The organism is Clostridium sp. TJA085, assembly GCF_058310235.1.
Map to the genome: position 1 here is coordinate 619,834 of NZ_JBZEEZ010000001.1, position 17,633 is coordinate 637,466.

The following is a 17,633-nucleotide window of genomic DNA, read 5'->3' on the forward strand; positions in this document are numbered from 1 at the left end:
TTTATAAAAAATTGTTTGGATTAATATCAATATTTATTCTTATTTCATTATATACACTCTTATTCATTTCATAAAGTATGTCTCTAATTTTTTTAGAATAATCATCTGAAAATTTACCTTTTATCATAACTTGCCATCTAAATTTATCTTTTATTTTTGATACTATACATTTTGTAGGCCCTAAAATAGTTACATTATCCTCTGATAAACTTCTAATTTTTTTAGTTATATCCTTCATAAAACATTCTAGAGATTTTTCATCTTTAGATATACCTCTTATTAAAATTATTTTTTCAAAAGGAGGATACCCCATTTGTTGTCTTAAACTAATCTCATCTTTAAACATTCCAATATAATCATTGTTAATTGCATAATTTAAACTTGGATTTCCAGGATCATACGTTTGAATAATTACTTTACCTTTTTTGTCTCCTCTACCTGCTCTACCTGCAACTTGAGTTATAATTTGAAAAGTTTTTTCTGATGATCTATAATCTGGTATATTTAAAGACATATCAGCTGCTAAAATCCCTACTACTGTTACATCTTTAAAATCTAAGCCTTTTCCAATCATTTGTGTCCCAATTAAAATATCTGCTTCTTTATTTTTAAAAGAATTATATATTTTTTCATGAGACCCTTTATTTCTTGTTGTATCTTTATCCATTCTTAATACTTTAGCATCTTTAAAATATTTTTTTACTTCACTTTCTACCTTTTCAGTTCCAGCACCAAAAAACTTTACATACTTGCTCTTGCATTTTGGACACACATGAATTTGCTTTTCTGTTTTACCACAATAGTGACATATTAAATATCCATTTTTATGATATGTCATAGATATGTCACATTTATGACATTTAAAAACATAACCACAACTTCTACAAGAAACAAATGTTGAAAATCCCCTTCTATTTAAAAATAAAATTATTTGCTCTTTTCTTTCTAAAGCTTCTTTTATTTCTTTGTATAACTTTCTTGAAAACATAGATAAATTTTTTACTCTAAGTTCTTCCCTCATATCAACCATTTCTATATCTGGAAGGGGTTTATTATCTATTCTATTATTTAATGTTACAAGTTCAATCTTTGAAACCATAGCATCTGCAAAACTTTCAACTGATGGTGTTGCAGAACCTAGAACATACTTACAATCTTTTGTAAAACTTAAAAACTCAACAACATCTTTAGTATTATATTTAGGATTATAATCTGATTTATAAGTGCCTTCATGTTCTTCATCAACTATTATAATTCCAAGATTATTAACAGGCAAAAACACTGCACTTCTAGCTCCCACTACAAGTCTACACTTTCCTGTTTTTACTCTATACCATTCATCAAATCTTTCTCCATCAGAAAGTTTACTATGAAATAAAGCAACATCTTCCCCAAAACGTCCCTTAAATCGTTCTATCATCTGAGGTGTAAGAGCTATTTCTGGAACAAGTACTATAGCACCTTTTCCTTCATTTAAAGTATGTTCAACTAACTTCATATATACTTCTGTTTTTCCTGAGCCTGTTACCCCTTTTAAAAGAAAGCCTTTATTGTTAGAATTTTTAATTTTGGATATAGCTTCAATTTGTTCAGCTGTTAAATTTTTAATATCATTATCTTTATAAATTCTTCTATTATACCTATATACAACCTGTTCTTCTAAGGATAAAAATCCTTTTTCAATAGCTTTATTTATAGTATATATAGAGAATTTTAAATTTTTACTAAGTTCTGATTTTGTATAAATACAATCATTTTCCTTTATAAAATTTATAAGATTTAAATAATTTTCTTTTTTTTTGAAATTATCATCTAATTCATTATTAAATTTTATAACATTTTTCTTCTTCTTTTTAATTCCTTTTATAATTCCTTTTGGAATTAATAATCTTATTGCATCTATGTATTTACACAATGTTTTACTTCTTAAAAACTCTATCATTAATAGATCTTCTCTTGTTAATATAGGCTCATCATCGCATGTTTTGCTAATTTCTTTTACTTTATATTTATCATTAAACTCTGTAGAAAGAGCAATTACAAATCCTTCTATAAGTTTATTAGAAACTCCAAACGGAACCTTTACTCTATGACCGATGCTAATTAAATCATTAAAATCTTTTTTTACTTTATACGTAAATGGCTTATCTATTTCTACAGCTTCACTATTTACAATTACTTCGGCATATAGTTCCATTTATAAAATCCACCCTTTCTTAAAATTTGTCAATATAGCAGAAGAAAGCGCAATTTAGCGCTTTCTACAAATAGCATCAAATAAATTACTTGCAACATCTCTTTTACTCATTGTATCTAATTCTAAAACAGAACCTTCTTTTGATATTACAAATACTTTATTATTATCACTACCAAATCCAGTCTCTGCTTGTGTAATATCATTAGCTACAATATAGTCTAGATTTTTTCTCTTTAATTTACCTTTTGCATTATCTATCAAATTACTGCTTTCAGCTGCAAAACCAACTAAAATTTGTTTATCTTTTTTATCGCCAAGTTCCTTTAATATATCATTATCTCTTACAAGTTCAATGTTTAAATTTCCTTCGCCTTTTTTTATTTTTTCAAAACTATATTCTTTTGGCTTATAATCTGCAACAGCAGCTGATTTTACAACTATATCAGAATCATCAAAGTTACTCATAACAGCTTCTCTCATTTGAGAATTTGTTTCTACTTCTATAACATTAATGCCATGTGGTCTTTCAATTCCTTTAGCTCCTGTAACAAGTGTAACAACCGCACCTCTATCTCTTGCTTCTTCTGCTATTGCATAACCCATTTTCCCTGTTGACTTATTAGTTATAAATCTTACAGGATCTATGTTAGCTCTAGTAGGGCCTGCTGTTACTAATACCTTCTTATCTTGCAAATCCTTTACCGGATGTAATGCTGTAAGAACATTTTTAAAAATAACATCAGGTTTTGGAAGTTTTCCTTTTCCAACATCTCCACAAGCAAGTCTTCCTGAATCTGGCTCAATAAACTCATATCCTAAACTTTTAAGCTTTTTAATATTTGATTGAACTATAGGATTTTCATACATATTTGTATTCATTGCAGGTGCAAATATAACCTTAGCTTTAGTTGCCATTATAGTTGTAGAAAGCATATCATCTGCTATACCATTTGCAACTTTACCTATTATATTAGCTGTAGCTGGAGCAATAAGCATAACATCAGCTTTTTGTGCTAAACTTATATGTTGAATTTCCCATGCTTTTGGTTCTGCAAACATATCAGTTATAACCATATTTTGACTTATTGATTGAAAAGTGAGAGGTGTTACAAACTTAGTTGCTGACTCTGTCATAACAACTCTTACTTCAATTCCTTTTTTTCGAAGCGAACTTACAACATCTAATGCTTTGTAAACTGCTATTCCTCCGCATACTCCTAATACAACACATTTATCCTTATACATCTAATTACTTTCCTTCTGAAGCTTCGTAAGTTACTTTTCCTTCGTTCACTTCATTTATAGCTATTGTTAAAGGTTTTTGTGAATCTATTTCTACTAGTGGATTACTTCCAGCTATTATTTGTCTAGCTCTCTTTGAAGTTACTATAACTAGTGAATATCTATCCTCTACCTTATTTAATAAGTCTACTATTGATGGATTAATCATAGAGTTGTTCATGTATAATACCCTCCTTAGAATCTAATATCTTATTTTTCATTCTATCTACTCTACATTTTTCTGCAGTTATTATTGCTTCTATTTTTGATACTGCTGTATCAACTTCATCATTTACTACAGCATAATTATATTTTGAAATATAATTTATTTCTTTATACGCTGATTTAAATCTTCTCATTAATGATTCAGGTGTTTCACTGCCTCTTTTTATTATTCTTTGTTTTAATTCCTCCATTGATGGTGGTAATATGAATATAAAAATTCCTTCTTCACAGTTTTCTTTTACTTTAAGAGCTCCTTGTATATCTATTTCTAGAATTACATCTCTACCTTCATCTATCATTTTTTGAACACTTGATTTTGGTGTTCCATAATAATTTCCATAAACTTCAGCATGTTCTAAGAAATCTCCTTCTTCAACCTTTTGAAGAAAATCTTCTTTTTTTAAGAAGAAATAGTTAACTCCTTCTACTTCGCCATTTCTAGGTTCTCTTGTAGTTGCAGAAACTGATAAATATATTTCTTTATGCTTTTCTAATAAAGCTTTGCAAATTGTTCCTTTACCAGCTCCAGAAGGACCTGATATTACTAATAATACACCTTTTTTGCTCATTATTCATCTACCTCATCTTCATGATCATCCTTATTTGATAATCTATGAGCTACTGTTTCAGGTTGAACAGCTGATAAAATAACATGATCACTATCTGTAATAATTACAGCTCTTGTTCTTCTTCCATAAGTTGCGTCAATAAGCATTCCTCTATCTCTAGCTTCCTGGATTATTCTTTTTATTGGTGCAGACTCTGGACTTACAATAGCAACTAATCTATTAGCTGATACTATATTTCCAAAACCAATATTAATTAATTTTATACCCATGTACTTCCTCCTAATTATTCTATATTTTGCACTTGTTCTCTAATTTTTTCAATTAGATTTTTTATATCAATGACTATATTTGTCATTTTCATATCATTTGATTTTGAAGCAATTGTATTTGCCTCTCTATTCATTTCTTGAACTATAAAATCTAGCTTTCTTCCTATTGGTTCATCTAATTCTAATGTATTTCTCATTTGTTCTATATGACTTCTAAGTCTTATGATTTCTTCATCGACTGTAGCTTTATCTGCAAAAATAGCAATTTCTACAGCTATTCTATTTTTATCTATTTCAACTCCTGAAGTCAATTCTTTTATTCTTTCTTCTAATCTTGACTTATATTCAATTGGAATTAAATCTGCAATTTTTTCTATAGAATCAACAAAGTTTTCTATAACAAGAAGCTTATCTAATATATCCTCTTTTAATTTTTCTCCTTCTCTTATTCTCATATCAACCATTTTATCTAATGATGATTCAATAAGAGATTTTATTTCATTAAATATTTCTTCAATATTTTCTTCTTTTTCAACTATTGAAATAACGTCAGGAAATCTAGCTATTTTTGTAGTAGTTATATCATTTACTATTCCTAATTCATCTGAAAGTTTTTGTAAACATTCAAAGTAACTTTTAGCAAGTGCTTCGTTAAGTTCTGCAACAGAATCACCTTTGTGAAAATTTTTAATATTTATATAAACATCAACTTTCCCCCTATTTAATCTTCCGCTTATAATTTTACGAATTCTTTCTTCAAGTGGAAACATTGACTTTGGCATTCTTATGTTCATATCTAAATATCTATGATTTACACTTTTCATTTCTATTGAAAATATTCTCTCTAATCCTTCTTCGCTTCTTGATCTTCCGAAGCTTGTCATACTCTTAACCATTTCTAAGCCTCCTCATTACTAATAATATTTCAATTAGCATAAATACATATTATTTTAGTATAATATTAAAGTCAATACTTTGTTTACATAATATTAACATTTATATTTTTTATAATTCTTTTCAACAAAAAGACTGATAGCAAAATACTATCAGCCTAAAATTTAAAATATTATTTTAAATTTATAAAAAGAATAATTTAAATAAGAATATAACAGCTAAAGCAATCATTACAATTGATACTTTTTTCTTATTCTTTTTATCTTTTATAAAAAATACATTATATAAAACATTTATAAATACGTAAGATAATACTCCTAAAGTTAATCCATCACCTATGCTATAAGTTAATGGCATAGCTATAATTGTTATAAATGCAGGAAACCCTTCTGTAATTTCTTCGAATTCAATATTTTTGCATGCTCCAAGCATTAAATAACCAACATACATTAATGCAGGTGCTGTTGCACAAGAAGGTATCGCTATAAATATAGGTGAAAAAAACATAGAAACTAAAAATAATAATCCTGTTGTTACAGATGTCCACCCTGTTCTTCCGCCTGCTAAAACACCAGTAGAACTCTCAACAAAAGTTGTAACTGTTGATACTCCCATAACTGCACCAGCAGTTGTTCCTATAGCATCAACCATAAGTGCTTTTCCTGCATTAGGAATATTTCCTTTTTCATCAAGCATTCCAGCTCTTGATGATACACCAACCAATGTACCTATAGTATCAAAAAAATCTACAAATAAGAATGTACAAACTATAGTTATAAAAGTCCCTATATTATTCGGATTCATAATATACCCAAAATCCAATTTACCAGCAATAGGTGCTATACTTTCAAATTTTATTAATCCATTAGGAAGAAATATCCCAAGACTTGCAGCATATTCTCTATTAAATAAAGCATACCCCCAAGCAATAATTGTTGATATTAATATACCATATAATATGGATCCTTTAACACCTTTTTTATCTAATATAGCTATTACTGTAACTCCAATTAATGCAATTAATACTGTTGGATTATTAAAATCTCCTAAAGCTAAAAAAGTATCTTTATTAGCTACTACAATATTGCTACCTGTAAGTCCTATAAAGGCTATAAATAAACCTATACCAGCAGTAACTGCATACTTCATATTCATAGGTATGGCATTAACTACAGCTTCACGAATCTTAAAAAGTGACATTAAAATAAATATTATACCTTCTACAAAAACTGCCGTTAATGCAATTTCCCATGATATCCCTTTACCAATAACAACAGAAAATGCAAAATATGCATTAAGTCCCATACCTGATGCTAAAGCAAATGGAAGATTTGCAAAAACTCCCATGAGTATAGTTGAAAAAGCTGCTGCTAAACAAGTAGCTGTTACAAGTGCACCTTGATCCATACCTGTTGCACTTAAAATATTAGGATTAACAGCTATTATATAAGCCATAGTTAAAAATGTTGTAAATCCAGCTATAATTTCTCTCTTAAAGTCAACATTTTTGTTCTCTAAGATTTCAAAAAACTTTTTCTCTTTTTTCAATTTTATCCCCCCACAAATAAAAAAACTGTTATGATTTTTAATAAAGATACCTCATAACAGTTTTATTTTAATTATTAATTAAAATAAATTCCCCATAGATAGATATTTAAGGTATCTTGTAGAAACGATGAACCATATTTTCATCATATATGAGTTAATATTTACAATATGAATTTTACCTATTTTAACGAACATAGTCAATAGTTTTTAATTATAAAATTCATATATTTTCGAACTATTTTTTTATAAATTTAATTAATAATCGTTAATAACTTTTTTAAATTTGCTCGTGCTCATATAAGCCTTGTTCAAATAAATCCCTTATTTCATCTTGATTTTTATCAGAGTTTATAGCTACTAATAATTTTATTCTAGCTTTTTGTCCTGGCATATTATCTCCAAATATTACCCCTAAATTCATAAGATGCTTTCCACCACCTTCATATCCATAGCTTTCAAAAACTCTACCTTCAAAACATCTAGACACAAGAACAACAGGGATATTACTTTCTATAGCTCTCTTAACTCCATCAACCATTTCTGGAGGTATATTTCCTCTTCCCATACCTTCTATAACTATTCCTTTAAAACCTTTTTCTATTGCAAAATCTAAATAAGAAGAATCCATTCCTGCAACACATTTTATAAGCGCCACATCCTTGTCCATTTTTTTGGGATTTAATTTTTCTCCCTTCTTACCCTTTCTATAAAAAATTACTTTATTATTATCTACAATTCCAACAGGTCCAAAATTAGGAGTTCTAAAAGCATTTAAAGCCATAGAGTTTGCCTTTGTAACCTCTCTAGCATCATTTAATTCACCATTAAAACATACAATTACTCCTCTTCCTATAGATTCTTCAGCCGTAGCTGTACATATTGAAGTAGCTAAATTAAATGGTCCATCATAACCAAGTTCTGAACTGCTTCTCATAGCCCCAGTAACTACTACAGGCTTCTTAGTTTTAACTACTAAATCTAAAAAATATGCAGTTTCTTCTAATGTATCAGTTCCATGAGTTATAACTACACCTGCAATATCTTCTCTATCTACCAACTCCTGAACAAAATGTGATAATTCAAGCATAAGTTTCGGAGTTATATGAGGAGATGGTAAAGAAGAAAAATTATAATTTATAACTTCAGCATAACCTTCTATACCCGTTACCATAGACATAATCTCTTCTCCGCTAAGACTTGGCACTGCTGCCTTTATTCTATCATCAACTTTCATTGAAATTGTTCCACCATTAAAAATAACAGCTACTTTTTTCATAGTAATACCTCCAACTTTCTTTTGTAATAAAAAGAACTTTTGGATTAAACCAAAAGTTTTAATAAGTTTTTGGTAGGTCGGCATTTATCCTACATCTCTGTTTACTAAATAAAATTAGCGCATGAGGAGCCTTTTCTCACCTCAAAAACTTTATCAATATTATTATACATATTTATTTAAATATTTTTCAAGTAGGTATTACTATTTAATTTATACTGCAACTTTAAGCTTTCCACTATATATTTTATTTCTCATTTTACTTTTTGTTACAGGATACATGCTAGAAACATAAATATAATTATTATCTAAATCGACTTCCAATATAAGCATAATATAAGCATCTATTTTTTTTACTAATTCTAAAGCTCCCGATTCTTTTCTTTTCTTATTCATTCCAATAAAATCTGGATTGCTTATTATTCTTTCAATAATTATCGTTAAATTATCTTTTATATTTCTAGTAAGTTGCTTTCCGTGTTTCTTTTTTATGTGTTTTAATACACCTGGTGAAGCATAGACATTTCCATAAAACTCAAACCCTATGCCTTGTGCAATTTCTTTATTTATAGAGCCAACCTTTTTATAAGTTTTATATTTTTCAATCATGTTACCTCACCATGCCTTTTTATTATATTAAATATCTCAATATATATTATTCCAATTTAATTTAATATGATAATATAATTAAACGGTTAGTATTCAACTTTTTATACTAACCGTATATTTTTATAAGATTATACAGATTAATCCTCCATTGCCTTCATTTATTATTTTTTGAAGGGTTTTTTGGATTTTCACTTGAACATCTTCAGGCATTTTATATAGTTTGTTTTGAAGCCCCTCTTTAACTAATACTTCTAATGATTTTCCAAACATATTACTTTGCCACAATGTTGCTGGATCATTTTCAAACTGCTCTAATAAAGATTTTACTAAATCCTCAGATTCTTTTTCTGATCCCATTATAGGACTAATTTCTGTTTGAATATCAGCCTTAATAAAATGTAATGAAGGTGCACTAGCTTTTAATTTAACTCCATATTGTGAACCATGTTTAACTATTTCTGGCTCTTCAAATTTCATTTCTTTAAGTTGAGGTGCAACAAGTCCATATCCTGTTTCATTAACATCTTTTAATGCATCTTTTACTTTATCATACTCTTTTTTTGCCACATTTAATTCTTTTATTATTGATAATAAATCATTTTCTGATGACACATCTAATTCGCACACTTCACTTAAAACTTTATAGAAAATTCCTTCTTTAGGTTTCATTGAAACATTTGCTGTTCCAACACCTAAATCTATTTCTTTTACTAAAGTTTCTCCTAAAAATTCTTCATCACATAAAGTTTCAAGAGACATTTTTATATCTCTTATTTTTGATATGTTTTTGCTCATACTTCTTATTATGTTAAAGAAATCTTTTTTAAGCCAATGTTCAGGCTCTAAATTTTCAAGCCATTCTGGCATATCAATATTTACTTCTTTTACTGGAAACTCTTTTAATACATTTTTAAATAATTTTTCTACATCTTCTTCATTCATGTTAGCAATATCCATAATTTGAACTTCTACATCATATTTTTCTTCCATTTCTTTTCTAATTTCTTCTGTTTCTTTAGACTCTCCTCTTGAGCTGTTAAGTACTACTACAAACGGCTTATTAATTGCCTTTAATTCATATATAACTCTTTCTTCTGCCTCAACATAATCTTCTCTATTAAGACCAGTTATACTTCCATCTGTTGTTATAACTAATCCTATAGTTGAATGATCTGTTATAACTTTTCTTGTTCCAATTTCAGCTGCATCTTCAAATGGAATTTCATAATCATACCAAGGTGTATTTACCATCTTTAAGTTTTCGCCCTCAATATAACCTAAAGCTTCTTTTACTATATAACCTACACAATCTACCATTCTAACTTTGAATTTTATCTCCTCATCAAGACTTATTTCAATAGCCTCATTAGGTACAAATTTTGGTTCAGTAGTGTGTATCATTTTTCCTGATCCACTTTGTGGCAATTCATCTTTAGCTCTTTCTTTTTTAAATTCATTTTCTATCTTTGGTATTACCATAAGATCCATAAACTTTTTTATAAAAGTTGACTTACCAGTTCTAACTGGTCCAACAACTCCTACATATATGTCTCCTTGGGTTCTTTCTGATATATCTTTATAAATTTTAAAGTTGTCCAAGAAATCCCCTCCTAACTATCTGTAACAGTATATATATATTCTAAATTTAAAATTTATATACTATTTTATAAAATATTTTTCTTATAATTTTATAAATAAAAAAGCAACCTAAAAAGGTTGCTTTTTAATGGGTTTCATTCTTTTTTTCTCTAAGCATTAATTCTCTTACAACTTCTTTTGGACACTTTTCATTAAATAATACATCATAAAGTCCATCTGTTATAGGCATACTAACTCCTATTTTGCTATTTAATTCATGGAATGCCTTACACGCTTTTACACCTTCAACTATCATTCCTACTTCTTTTAAAGCATCATCTAATGAAAATCCTTTACCTATTAAAATTCCGGCTTTTCTATTTCTTGAATGCATTGATGTACATGTAACTATTAAATCTCCCATTCCTGTAAGTCCAAAAAATGTTTCTTCCTTACCGCCAAGTGCTATTCCAACTCTTGAAATCTCTTTCATTCCTCTTGTCATAAGTGCTGCCTTTGTATTATCTCCATATCCAACTCCATCACCAACACCAGCTGCAAGTGCAATAATATTTTTTACTGCACCTCCAATTTCAACACCTATTATATCTTCATTTGTATATATTCTAAGATTTGGTGTCATAAATAACTCTTGAACTTTTTCTGCATATTTCATGTTAGTTGATGTAGAAACTAAAGTTGTTGGAATTTCGATAGCAACTTCTTCAGCGTGACTTGGTCCTGATAAAATAACTACTGGATTTTCTGGAATTTCCTCACTTATAACTTCTGATAATCTTTTATTTGTACCTTGTTCAATTCCCTTTGCAATAGAAATTATTATAGTATCTTCACTTATCTTACCTTTTAATAATCTAGTAACATCTCTTATAACGTGCGATGGAACAGCTAAAACTATATATTCTGCATCATGTATTGCCTTATCTAAATTGTTATATGCCTTTATATTTTCTGGAATTTCAAGTTCTTTTAAATATTTACTATTTCTTTTTCTTATATTAATATCATTACAAACTTCAATATCTCTATCAAATATATTTACACAATTATTTTTTTTGGCAAGTTGAATTGCTAAAGCTGTACCAAAACTCCCGCCGCCAATAAATGTTACTTTACTCATAACTACATTTTCCTTTCTCTATATTCTACTTCTATACCAGTTCCTTCAAAATCAAAACTTTGTCTAAGTTGATTTTCTAAATATCTCTCATATGAAAAATGTGTTGCATTTTTATCATTAACAAAGAATATAAACTTAGGTGGTCTACTTGCTACTTGAGTTGCATAGTAGATTTTCATTCTTTTAAGTCCTACTATTGGAGGTTCTTTCATAAGAACAGCCTTACTTATTACATCATTTAATATACCTGTTGATATTCTTTTTGAATAGTTATCGTAGCACATTCTAGCCATTGCTAAAACTTTTTGTGTTCTTTGTCCTGTAAGTGCTGATATGAAAAGATAAGGTGCATAACTTAAAAATTTAAGTTTTCCTTGTAATTCTTTCTTATATTTATCAAGAGTTTTATCATCTTTTTCTATAAGATCCCACTTATTAACTACAACCATTATAGCCTTATTTAATTCATGAGCATATCCTACAATCTTTTCATCTTGTTCTGTAATTCCTTCTTCTGCATCTATCATTAATATACATACATCTGCTCTTTCGATAGCTGCGTAAGTTCTTACAACACTATATTTTTCTATTTCTTCTTTTACTTTACTTTTTCTTCTAAGTCCAGCTGTATCTATAAGAATAAATTTACCTTGATCAGTTTCTAAATATGAATCAATAGCATCTCTTGTTGTTCCTGGAACATTAGATACTATAACTCTTTCTTCTCCTAAAAGCTTATTTATAAGAGATGATTTACCTACATTTGGTTTACCAATCATAGCTATTCTTATGTATTCATCTTCCTCTTCTTCTGTATTTAAAGCATCAAAATGCTTAACTACTTCATCTAACATATCTCCAAGTCCTAAACCTTGAGCTGCTGATATTGTTACAGGATCTCCTATACCTAAATTATAGAATTCCCAAGCATTATCTTCTTCTTTTAATGAATCTATTTTGTTAACAACTAAAACTACAGGCTTTTTGCTTTTTCTAAGCATAGTTGCGACTTCTCTATCTGCTGCTGTTAAGCCTTCTTTACCATCTACTATAAATACTATTACATCAGCAGTTTCTATAGCTATATTTGCTTGTCTTCTCATTTGTTTTACTATAATGTCATCTCTTTCTGGTTCTATACCACCTGTATCTATCATAGTAAATTTATAGTTAAGCCATTCTGCTTCTGCATAAACCCTATCCCTTGTAACCCCTGGTGTATCTTGGACTATTGATATTCTCTTTCCTGCTAATCTATTAAATAATGTAGACTTTCCTACATTTGGTCTTCCAACCATTGCAACAATAGGTTTTGCCATATTCCTATTCCTCCTCGTTATAATTATTTATTAAATCTATAAAACCATCTCCTGAGTAATCACAAACTAAAACTTTAACATTTAAAGCCTCTTCTAACATATCGATTGTTGTGTCATCTAACATTATAAGTTCCTCTGGAGCTAATTCATAACCTCTTCTAAACATATTATCTGCCATTATAAGATATGGTGTATCTATTTCATCCTTTAACTGCTCTATTATATCTGTACCAGTTAAAAGTCCTGCAACAGTAATAGTTTCTCCAAAAAAGTTATTAACTATCTTTTTAACATTTATTTTTATATTATCATTTTTTTTCATTATACTATCCATAGCATTTTTTATTTCATCATAAGCTAATGCACCTGTTACTACAGTATAATTTCCTTTTTTATTTGTATCTAAAAATTCCAAATCTCTTTTTATAGCTTCTCTATAATAACGAACACTTCCAACTCCATCTTCTAACTGTTCAAAACCATTATAAAATTCTTCCTCTGGAACATCTTGTTTTGCTACTAAATAAAATTCATCTGATAATCTTACAAAAGGTTCTGATACTTCTTTCATAAACTTTTCTTGAAGTTCATTAACCATTTCTATTGTTTCTTTTGAAGTTTGTTCAGTAAATGTATTTACATGAGCTAAGTTTTCCCTAAATTTTGTTATTCCAATTGGCACAACTGCCACATTATTAACTTGTGGGTACAAATTATAAAGATCATTTATAGTTCTTTTAAGTTCTTCTCCATCATTAATACCTGGAACACATACAATTTGAGCATGCATATAAATATCTGCTTCTTTAAGCCTTTTCATTCTATCATATATTTGTCCTGCAAATCTATTGTTAAGCATTTTTACTCTAAGCTCTGGATTTGTTGTGTGAACAGATATGTTTATAGGACTTATTTTGTATCTAATTATCCTATCTATATCAGCCTCTTTCATATTTGTTAATGTTACAAAATTACCTTGTAAAAATGATAATCTTGAATCATCATCTTTAAAATAAAGAGTATTTCTCATTCCTTTAGGAAGCTGATCTATAAAGCAAAAAATACATTTATTACTGCAACTTTTTGCTTTATCCATTATACCACCTTGAAATTCAAGGCCTATATCTTCACCATAATCTTTTTCTATTTCTATATCCCAAACTTCACCATAAGATTTCTCAATTTGTATAGTTAACTCTTCATCAACAGCTAAAAATCTATAATCAATAATGTCTTCTATTTCTTTATTATTAATTGAAATAAGAAAATCGCCTGCCTCTATTCCAACCTCTTCTGCAATACTATCAGGAAGTACACTTTTTATTAAGTTCTTCATATTTTCACTCCCCTTTTTTATAAACTAGTGTATCTTTTGTTATATTACATTAATATATGTAGTTAGTCAACAAAACTCGTCAAAAAGGAAATTTTTATAAATTCAAAATTAATTTAATTAATTTTATGCAATTAAAAACCACACTAAATACTTTGTGTGGTTTTTATTTATATATTTAAATCTACATATTCTCCTGTTTTACTAAAAATTATCCATTCACAAATATTTGTAACATGATCACCTATTCTTTCTAAATATTTAGCTACAAATAATAATCTTGTTCCCTCTTCTATACTATTTTCATCATTCTTTATACACAATAGTGTATATTTAAATGTTTGTTTATATAAATTATCTATTTCATCATCTAACTTACATATTGAATATGCTAATTCTATATCCCTTTCACTATATGCTTTGCTAGCTAATGTTATCATATTTTGAATTTTTTCTTCCATAATTAAAAGATCTTTTATTTCAATTGGATGTAATGTTCCTTTTACATACTTTACAATTTTGCATATATCAATAGCATGGTCCGCCATTCTTTCTAAGTCAGTTACTATTTTAGATGCAGTAAATACTCTTCTTAAATCTTTAGCAACAAGCTGTTCTGTTGCTATAAATTTTATACATTCTTCTTCAATTACTTTTTGAAGATTATCTACTTTATCATCATTTTTTATTATATTTTCAGCTAATTTTTCATCTTTTAGCTTTAATGCTTGCATACTACATTTTATTTGTTCTTTTACTATATTAGTCATTATATACAATTTTTCATTTATTTCATCAATTCTTTGATTTTGTGACTCTCTTCTCATATGCTCACTCCTTAAACATTATTAACCAAATCTACCTGTAATATAATCTTCTGTTCTTTTATCTTTTGGCTTATAAAATATATCTTCTGTTTTTCCATATTCTATAACTTCACCATTTAAAAAGAAAGCTGTCTTATCTGCTATTCTTCCAGCTTGTTGCATATTATGAGTAACTATTATAACTGTATATTCTTTTTTTAATTCTTCAATTAAATCTTCTACTTTATTAGTTGAAATTGGATCTAATGCTGATGTTGGCTCATCCATAAGAATTACTTCAGGTGATACAGCAAGTGTTCTTGCTATACAAAGTCTTTGTTGTTGTCCTCCTGACAACCCCATTGCACTCTTTTTAAGTCTATCTTTTGTTTCATCCCAAAGTGCAGCACCCTTAAGACTTTTTTCAACAATTTCATCTAATCTCTTTTTATCTTTTATTCCATGTATTCTTTGTCCATAGGCAACATTGTCATATATTGACATAGGAAATGGATTAGGCTTTTGAAAGACCATACCAATTCTTTTTCTAAGATCAATTACATCATAATCACTAAAAATATTTTCTCCTTCAAATAAAACTTCACCTTCTATTTTAACTGAATCTATAAGATCATTCATTCTATTTATAGTTCTTAAAAACGTTGATTTACCACAACCAGATGGACCTATAAGTGCTGTAACTTCATTTTTATTAAATTTCATATTTATATTTTTAAGAGCTTTATTAGTTCCATAATAAAGATTTAGATTTTTAGTTTCTATTATACTCATACTTCCTCCTACTATTTGCCACTATATGATTTTAACATTCTGTTTCCAATTAATTTTGCTAATAAGTTAAAGATTAATATAATTATTATAAGCACAGCTGCTGTTCCATTTGCTATAGCTGATGCATCTGGAACAATTCCTTCAGAATTTAATTTCCATATATGAACTGCTAAAGTTTCTGCTGGTCTAAAAAGCGAAAATGCTGATGTTTTTCCAAGTAAACTTACATTGTTGAAATTAAGTGTTCCTGAACTTAAACCTGCTGTATATAAGAATGCTGCTGCCTCTCCAAAAATTCTTCCTGATGATAATATAATTCCAGTAAGTATATCCCTCATTGCAGTTGGAAGAGTCACTCTCATTATAGTTTGCCATTTAGTTGCACCAAGTCCTAATGATGCTTCTTTTACTTTTTTTGATGCATGTCTTATTGCATTTTCTGATATTCTAGTCATAGATGGAATATTTAATATGCTAACTGATAAAGCTCCAGCTATTAATGAATATCCAAATCCTGATAAATTAACAAAAACTAAAAGTCCAAACATACCTATTACAATTGAAGGTAATGAAGACATAGTTTCAAGAGATAATCTAATTATTTTTAAAACAACGCCTTCTTTAGCATATTCTGCTAAGTATATACCTGCACCAATTCCTATTGGTACTGTAATTATCAATGCTATTACTAACATATATAATGAATTAAATATTTGTGGCCCAATACCTCCACCAACACTTGTCATTTTGGGATTACCAAATAAAAATGATGGAGTAAGCATACCTATTCCTTTATAAAAGATATAAGCTATAAAAGCTCCAAGTAACGTTACTATAAATATTGCTATTATATAAAACATTATAGTTGCTACTTTATCTATTTTTTTTGCATCCACTTTAGTTAACTCCCTTCTTTTCTATTTGCCTAATTACAAGTATAAATATAAATGATATTACTAAAAGAATTAATGCTAAAGTCCATAAAGCATCATTCCAAGCAGAACCAGATACAGTATTTGACATATCCATTGTTAATATACTAGTTAATGTTGAAGATGGTGATATTAGACTATTTGGCATTTTTATTGTATTTCCTATTACCATCTGAACTGCTAAAGCTTCTCCAAAAGCTCTTGCAATACCAAGAACTACTCCAGTAAGTATTCCTGATTTTGCTCCTGGAGTTATTACATTTTTTATAGTTTGCCATCTCGTTGCTCCAAGTCCATAAGATGCCTCTATATGTTCTTTAGGTATTCCTTTTATAGCATCAATAGATAAAGTTGCTATAGTTGGTAAAATCATAAGGGATAAAACTATTATTCCTGCTAAAAGTGAAAAGCCAATCCCTCCAAACTTATCTTTTATAAATGGAACTAAAACCGAAACTCCTACCCAACCATAAACTACTGATGGAATTCCTACTAATATTTCTAAAGTTGGCTTTATTAGTTTTTCTCCAAAACCTTTAGAAATTACATTAACAAAAATCCCTAACGCAACTGCAATTGGAGCACTTAATATAACAGCTCCTAAGGATACTAGTGTAGATCCTAATATGAATGCAAAAGCTCCAAAAGTTTTAGGGCTACCTGAAGGATTCCAGTTATTCGTAAATAAAAATTCAATTAAACTATACTCACCTTTAGTGAATGTCTTTATTCCTTTTAATCCTATAAATAATATTATTGATACTGTTATTAAAATTATTAATATTCCACAAAAACTTGAAAATCCTTTCCCTAAATATTCATTTAATAGCCTTTCTTTGAAACTCCTCGTCTTCATATACCTCATTC

At 28.4% G+C, this 17,633-nt stretch carries 17 protein-coding genes and 1 riboswitch; all 17 genes read right to left on the bottom strand.

Translation table 11 applies throughout. The features are described from left to right. Position 1: 1 nt before the first annotated feature. Positions 2-2,197, bottom strand: a complete 2,196-nt coding sequence (priA, locus tag AC4FQW_RS03340) for a primosomal protein N' (protein WP_491147222.1) — start codon at positions 2,195-2,197, stop codon at positions 2-4. A gap of 54 nt (positions 2,198-2,251) precedes the next feature. Next, positions 2,252-3,442, bottom strand: a complete 1,191-nt coding sequence (gene coaBC / locus AC4FQW_RS03345) for a bifunctional phosphopantothenoylcysteine decarboxylase/phosphopantothenate--cysteine ligase CoaBC (protein WP_303127004.1) — start codon at positions 3,440-3,442, stop codon at positions 2,252-2,254. A 4-nt stretch (positions 3,443-3,446) separates the two neighbouring features. Beyond that, positions 3,447-3,659, bottom strand: a complete 213-nt coding sequence (gene rpoZ, locus AC4FQW_RS03350; protein WP_303127002.1) for a DNA-directed RNA polymerase subunit omega — start codon at positions 3,657-3,659, stop codon at positions 3,447-3,449. Continuing rightward, the gene (gmk, locus tag AC4FQW_RS03355; protein ID WP_303127000.1) at positions 3,640-4,272 is read right to left on the bottom strand and encodes a guanylate kinase; all 633 of its coding nucleotides are present in this window, start codon (positions 4,270-4,272) and stop codon (positions 3,640-3,642) included. The genes rpoZ and gmk overlap by 20 nt, the downstream gene beginning before the upstream one ends. Next, the gene (gene remA / locus AC4FQW_RS03360) at positions 4,272-4,541 is read right to left on the bottom strand and encodes an extracellular matrix/biofilm regulator RemA (protein WP_039316141.1); all 270 of its coding nucleotides are present in this window, start codon (positions 4,539-4,541) and stop codon (positions 4,272-4,274) included. The genes gmk and remA overlap by 1 nt, the downstream gene beginning before the upstream one ends. Positions 4,542-4,555: 14 nt before the next feature. Further along, positions 4,556-5,437 (bottom strand): YicC/YloC family endoribonuclease, encoded by an 882-nt coding sequence (locus tag AC4FQW_RS03365; protein ID WP_303126994.1) that lies wholly within the window; start codon positions 5,435-5,437, stop codon positions 4,556-4,558. A gap of 181 nt (positions 5,438-5,618) precedes the next feature. Further along, the gene (locus tag AC4FQW_RS03370) at positions 5,619-6,983 is read right to left on the bottom strand and encodes an NCS2 family permease (protein ID WP_303126992.1); all 1,365 of its coding nucleotides are present in this window, start codon (positions 6,981-6,983) and stop codon (positions 5,619-5,621) included. 75 nt (positions 6,984-7,058) lie between these two features. Further along, positions 7,059-7,156, bottom strand: a riboswitch (purine riboswitch). Positions 7,157-7,260: 104 nt separating this feature from the next. Continuing rightward, positions 7,261-8,259, bottom strand: coding sequence for an asparaginase (locus AC4FQW_RS03375; protein ID WP_491147227.1), 999 nt, complete (start codon positions 8,257-8,259; stop codon positions 7,261-7,263). Positions 8,260-8,469: 210 nt separating this feature from the next. Beyond that, a complete protein-coding gene (locus AC4FQW_RS03380; RefSeq protein WP_491147229.1) occupies positions 8,470-8,865 on the bottom strand; it encodes a PBECR3 domain-containing polyvalent protein in 396 nt (131 codons plus the stop codon). Between the two features lie 120 nt (positions 8,866-8,985). Next, positions 8,986-10,464 carry a stage IV sporulation protein A gene (gene spoIVA, locus AC4FQW_RS03385; protein WP_303126986.1) on the bottom strand — a complete coding sequence of 493 codons (1,479 nt, stop codon included), beginning with the start codon at positions 10,462-10,464 and terminating at the stop codon, positions 8,986-8,988. Positions 10,465-10,588: 124 nt separating this feature from the next. Next, a complete protein-coding gene (locus AC4FQW_RS03390) occupies positions 10,589-11,584 on the bottom strand; it encodes an NAD(P)H-dependent glycerol-3-phosphate dehydrogenase (RefSeq protein ID WP_303126984.1) in 996 nt (331 codons plus the stop codon). Between the two features lie 2 nt (positions 11,585-11,586). Further along, positions 11,587-12,903: a ribosome biogenesis GTPase Der gene (der, locus tag AC4FQW_RS03395; RefSeq protein WP_303126983.1), complete on the bottom strand. Its 1,317-nt coding sequence runs from the start codon at positions 12,901-12,903 to the stop codon at positions 11,587-11,589. A gap of 4 nt (positions 12,904-12,907) precedes the next feature. Then, entirely contained in the window at positions 12,908-14,239 is a 1,332-nt protein-coding gene (locus AC4FQW_RS03400) for a DUF512 domain-containing protein (protein WP_303126981.1), read from the bottom strand. 167 nt (positions 14,240-14,406) lie between these two features. Then, the gene (gene phoU / locus AC4FQW_RS03405; protein WP_491147232.1) at positions 14,407-15,063 is read right to left on the bottom strand and encodes a phosphate signaling complex protein PhoU; all 657 of its coding nucleotides are present in this window, start codon (positions 15,061-15,063) and stop codon (positions 14,407-14,409) included. Between the two features lie 21 nt (positions 15,064-15,084). Further along, the gene (gene pstB / locus AC4FQW_RS03410) at positions 15,085-15,834 is read right to left on the bottom strand and encodes a phosphate ABC transporter ATP-binding protein PstB (RefSeq protein WP_491147233.1); all 750 of its coding nucleotides are present in this window, start codon (positions 15,832-15,834) and stop codon (positions 15,085-15,087) included. A gap of 11 nt (positions 15,835-15,845) precedes the next feature. Next, positions 15,846-16,730: a phosphate ABC transporter permease PstA gene (pstA, locus tag AC4FQW_RS03415; protein WP_491147234.1), complete on the bottom strand. Its 885-nt coding sequence runs from the start codon at positions 16,728-16,730 to the stop codon at positions 15,846-15,848. A gap of 1 nt (position 16,731) precedes the next feature. Further along, complete coding sequence (pstC, locus tag AC4FQW_RS03420; protein WP_491147236.1) at positions 16,732-17,622, bottom strand: phosphate ABC transporter permease subunit PstC; 891 nt, start codon at positions 17,620-17,622, stop codon at positions 16,732-16,734. Positions 17,623-17,633 lie beyond the last annotated feature (11 nt).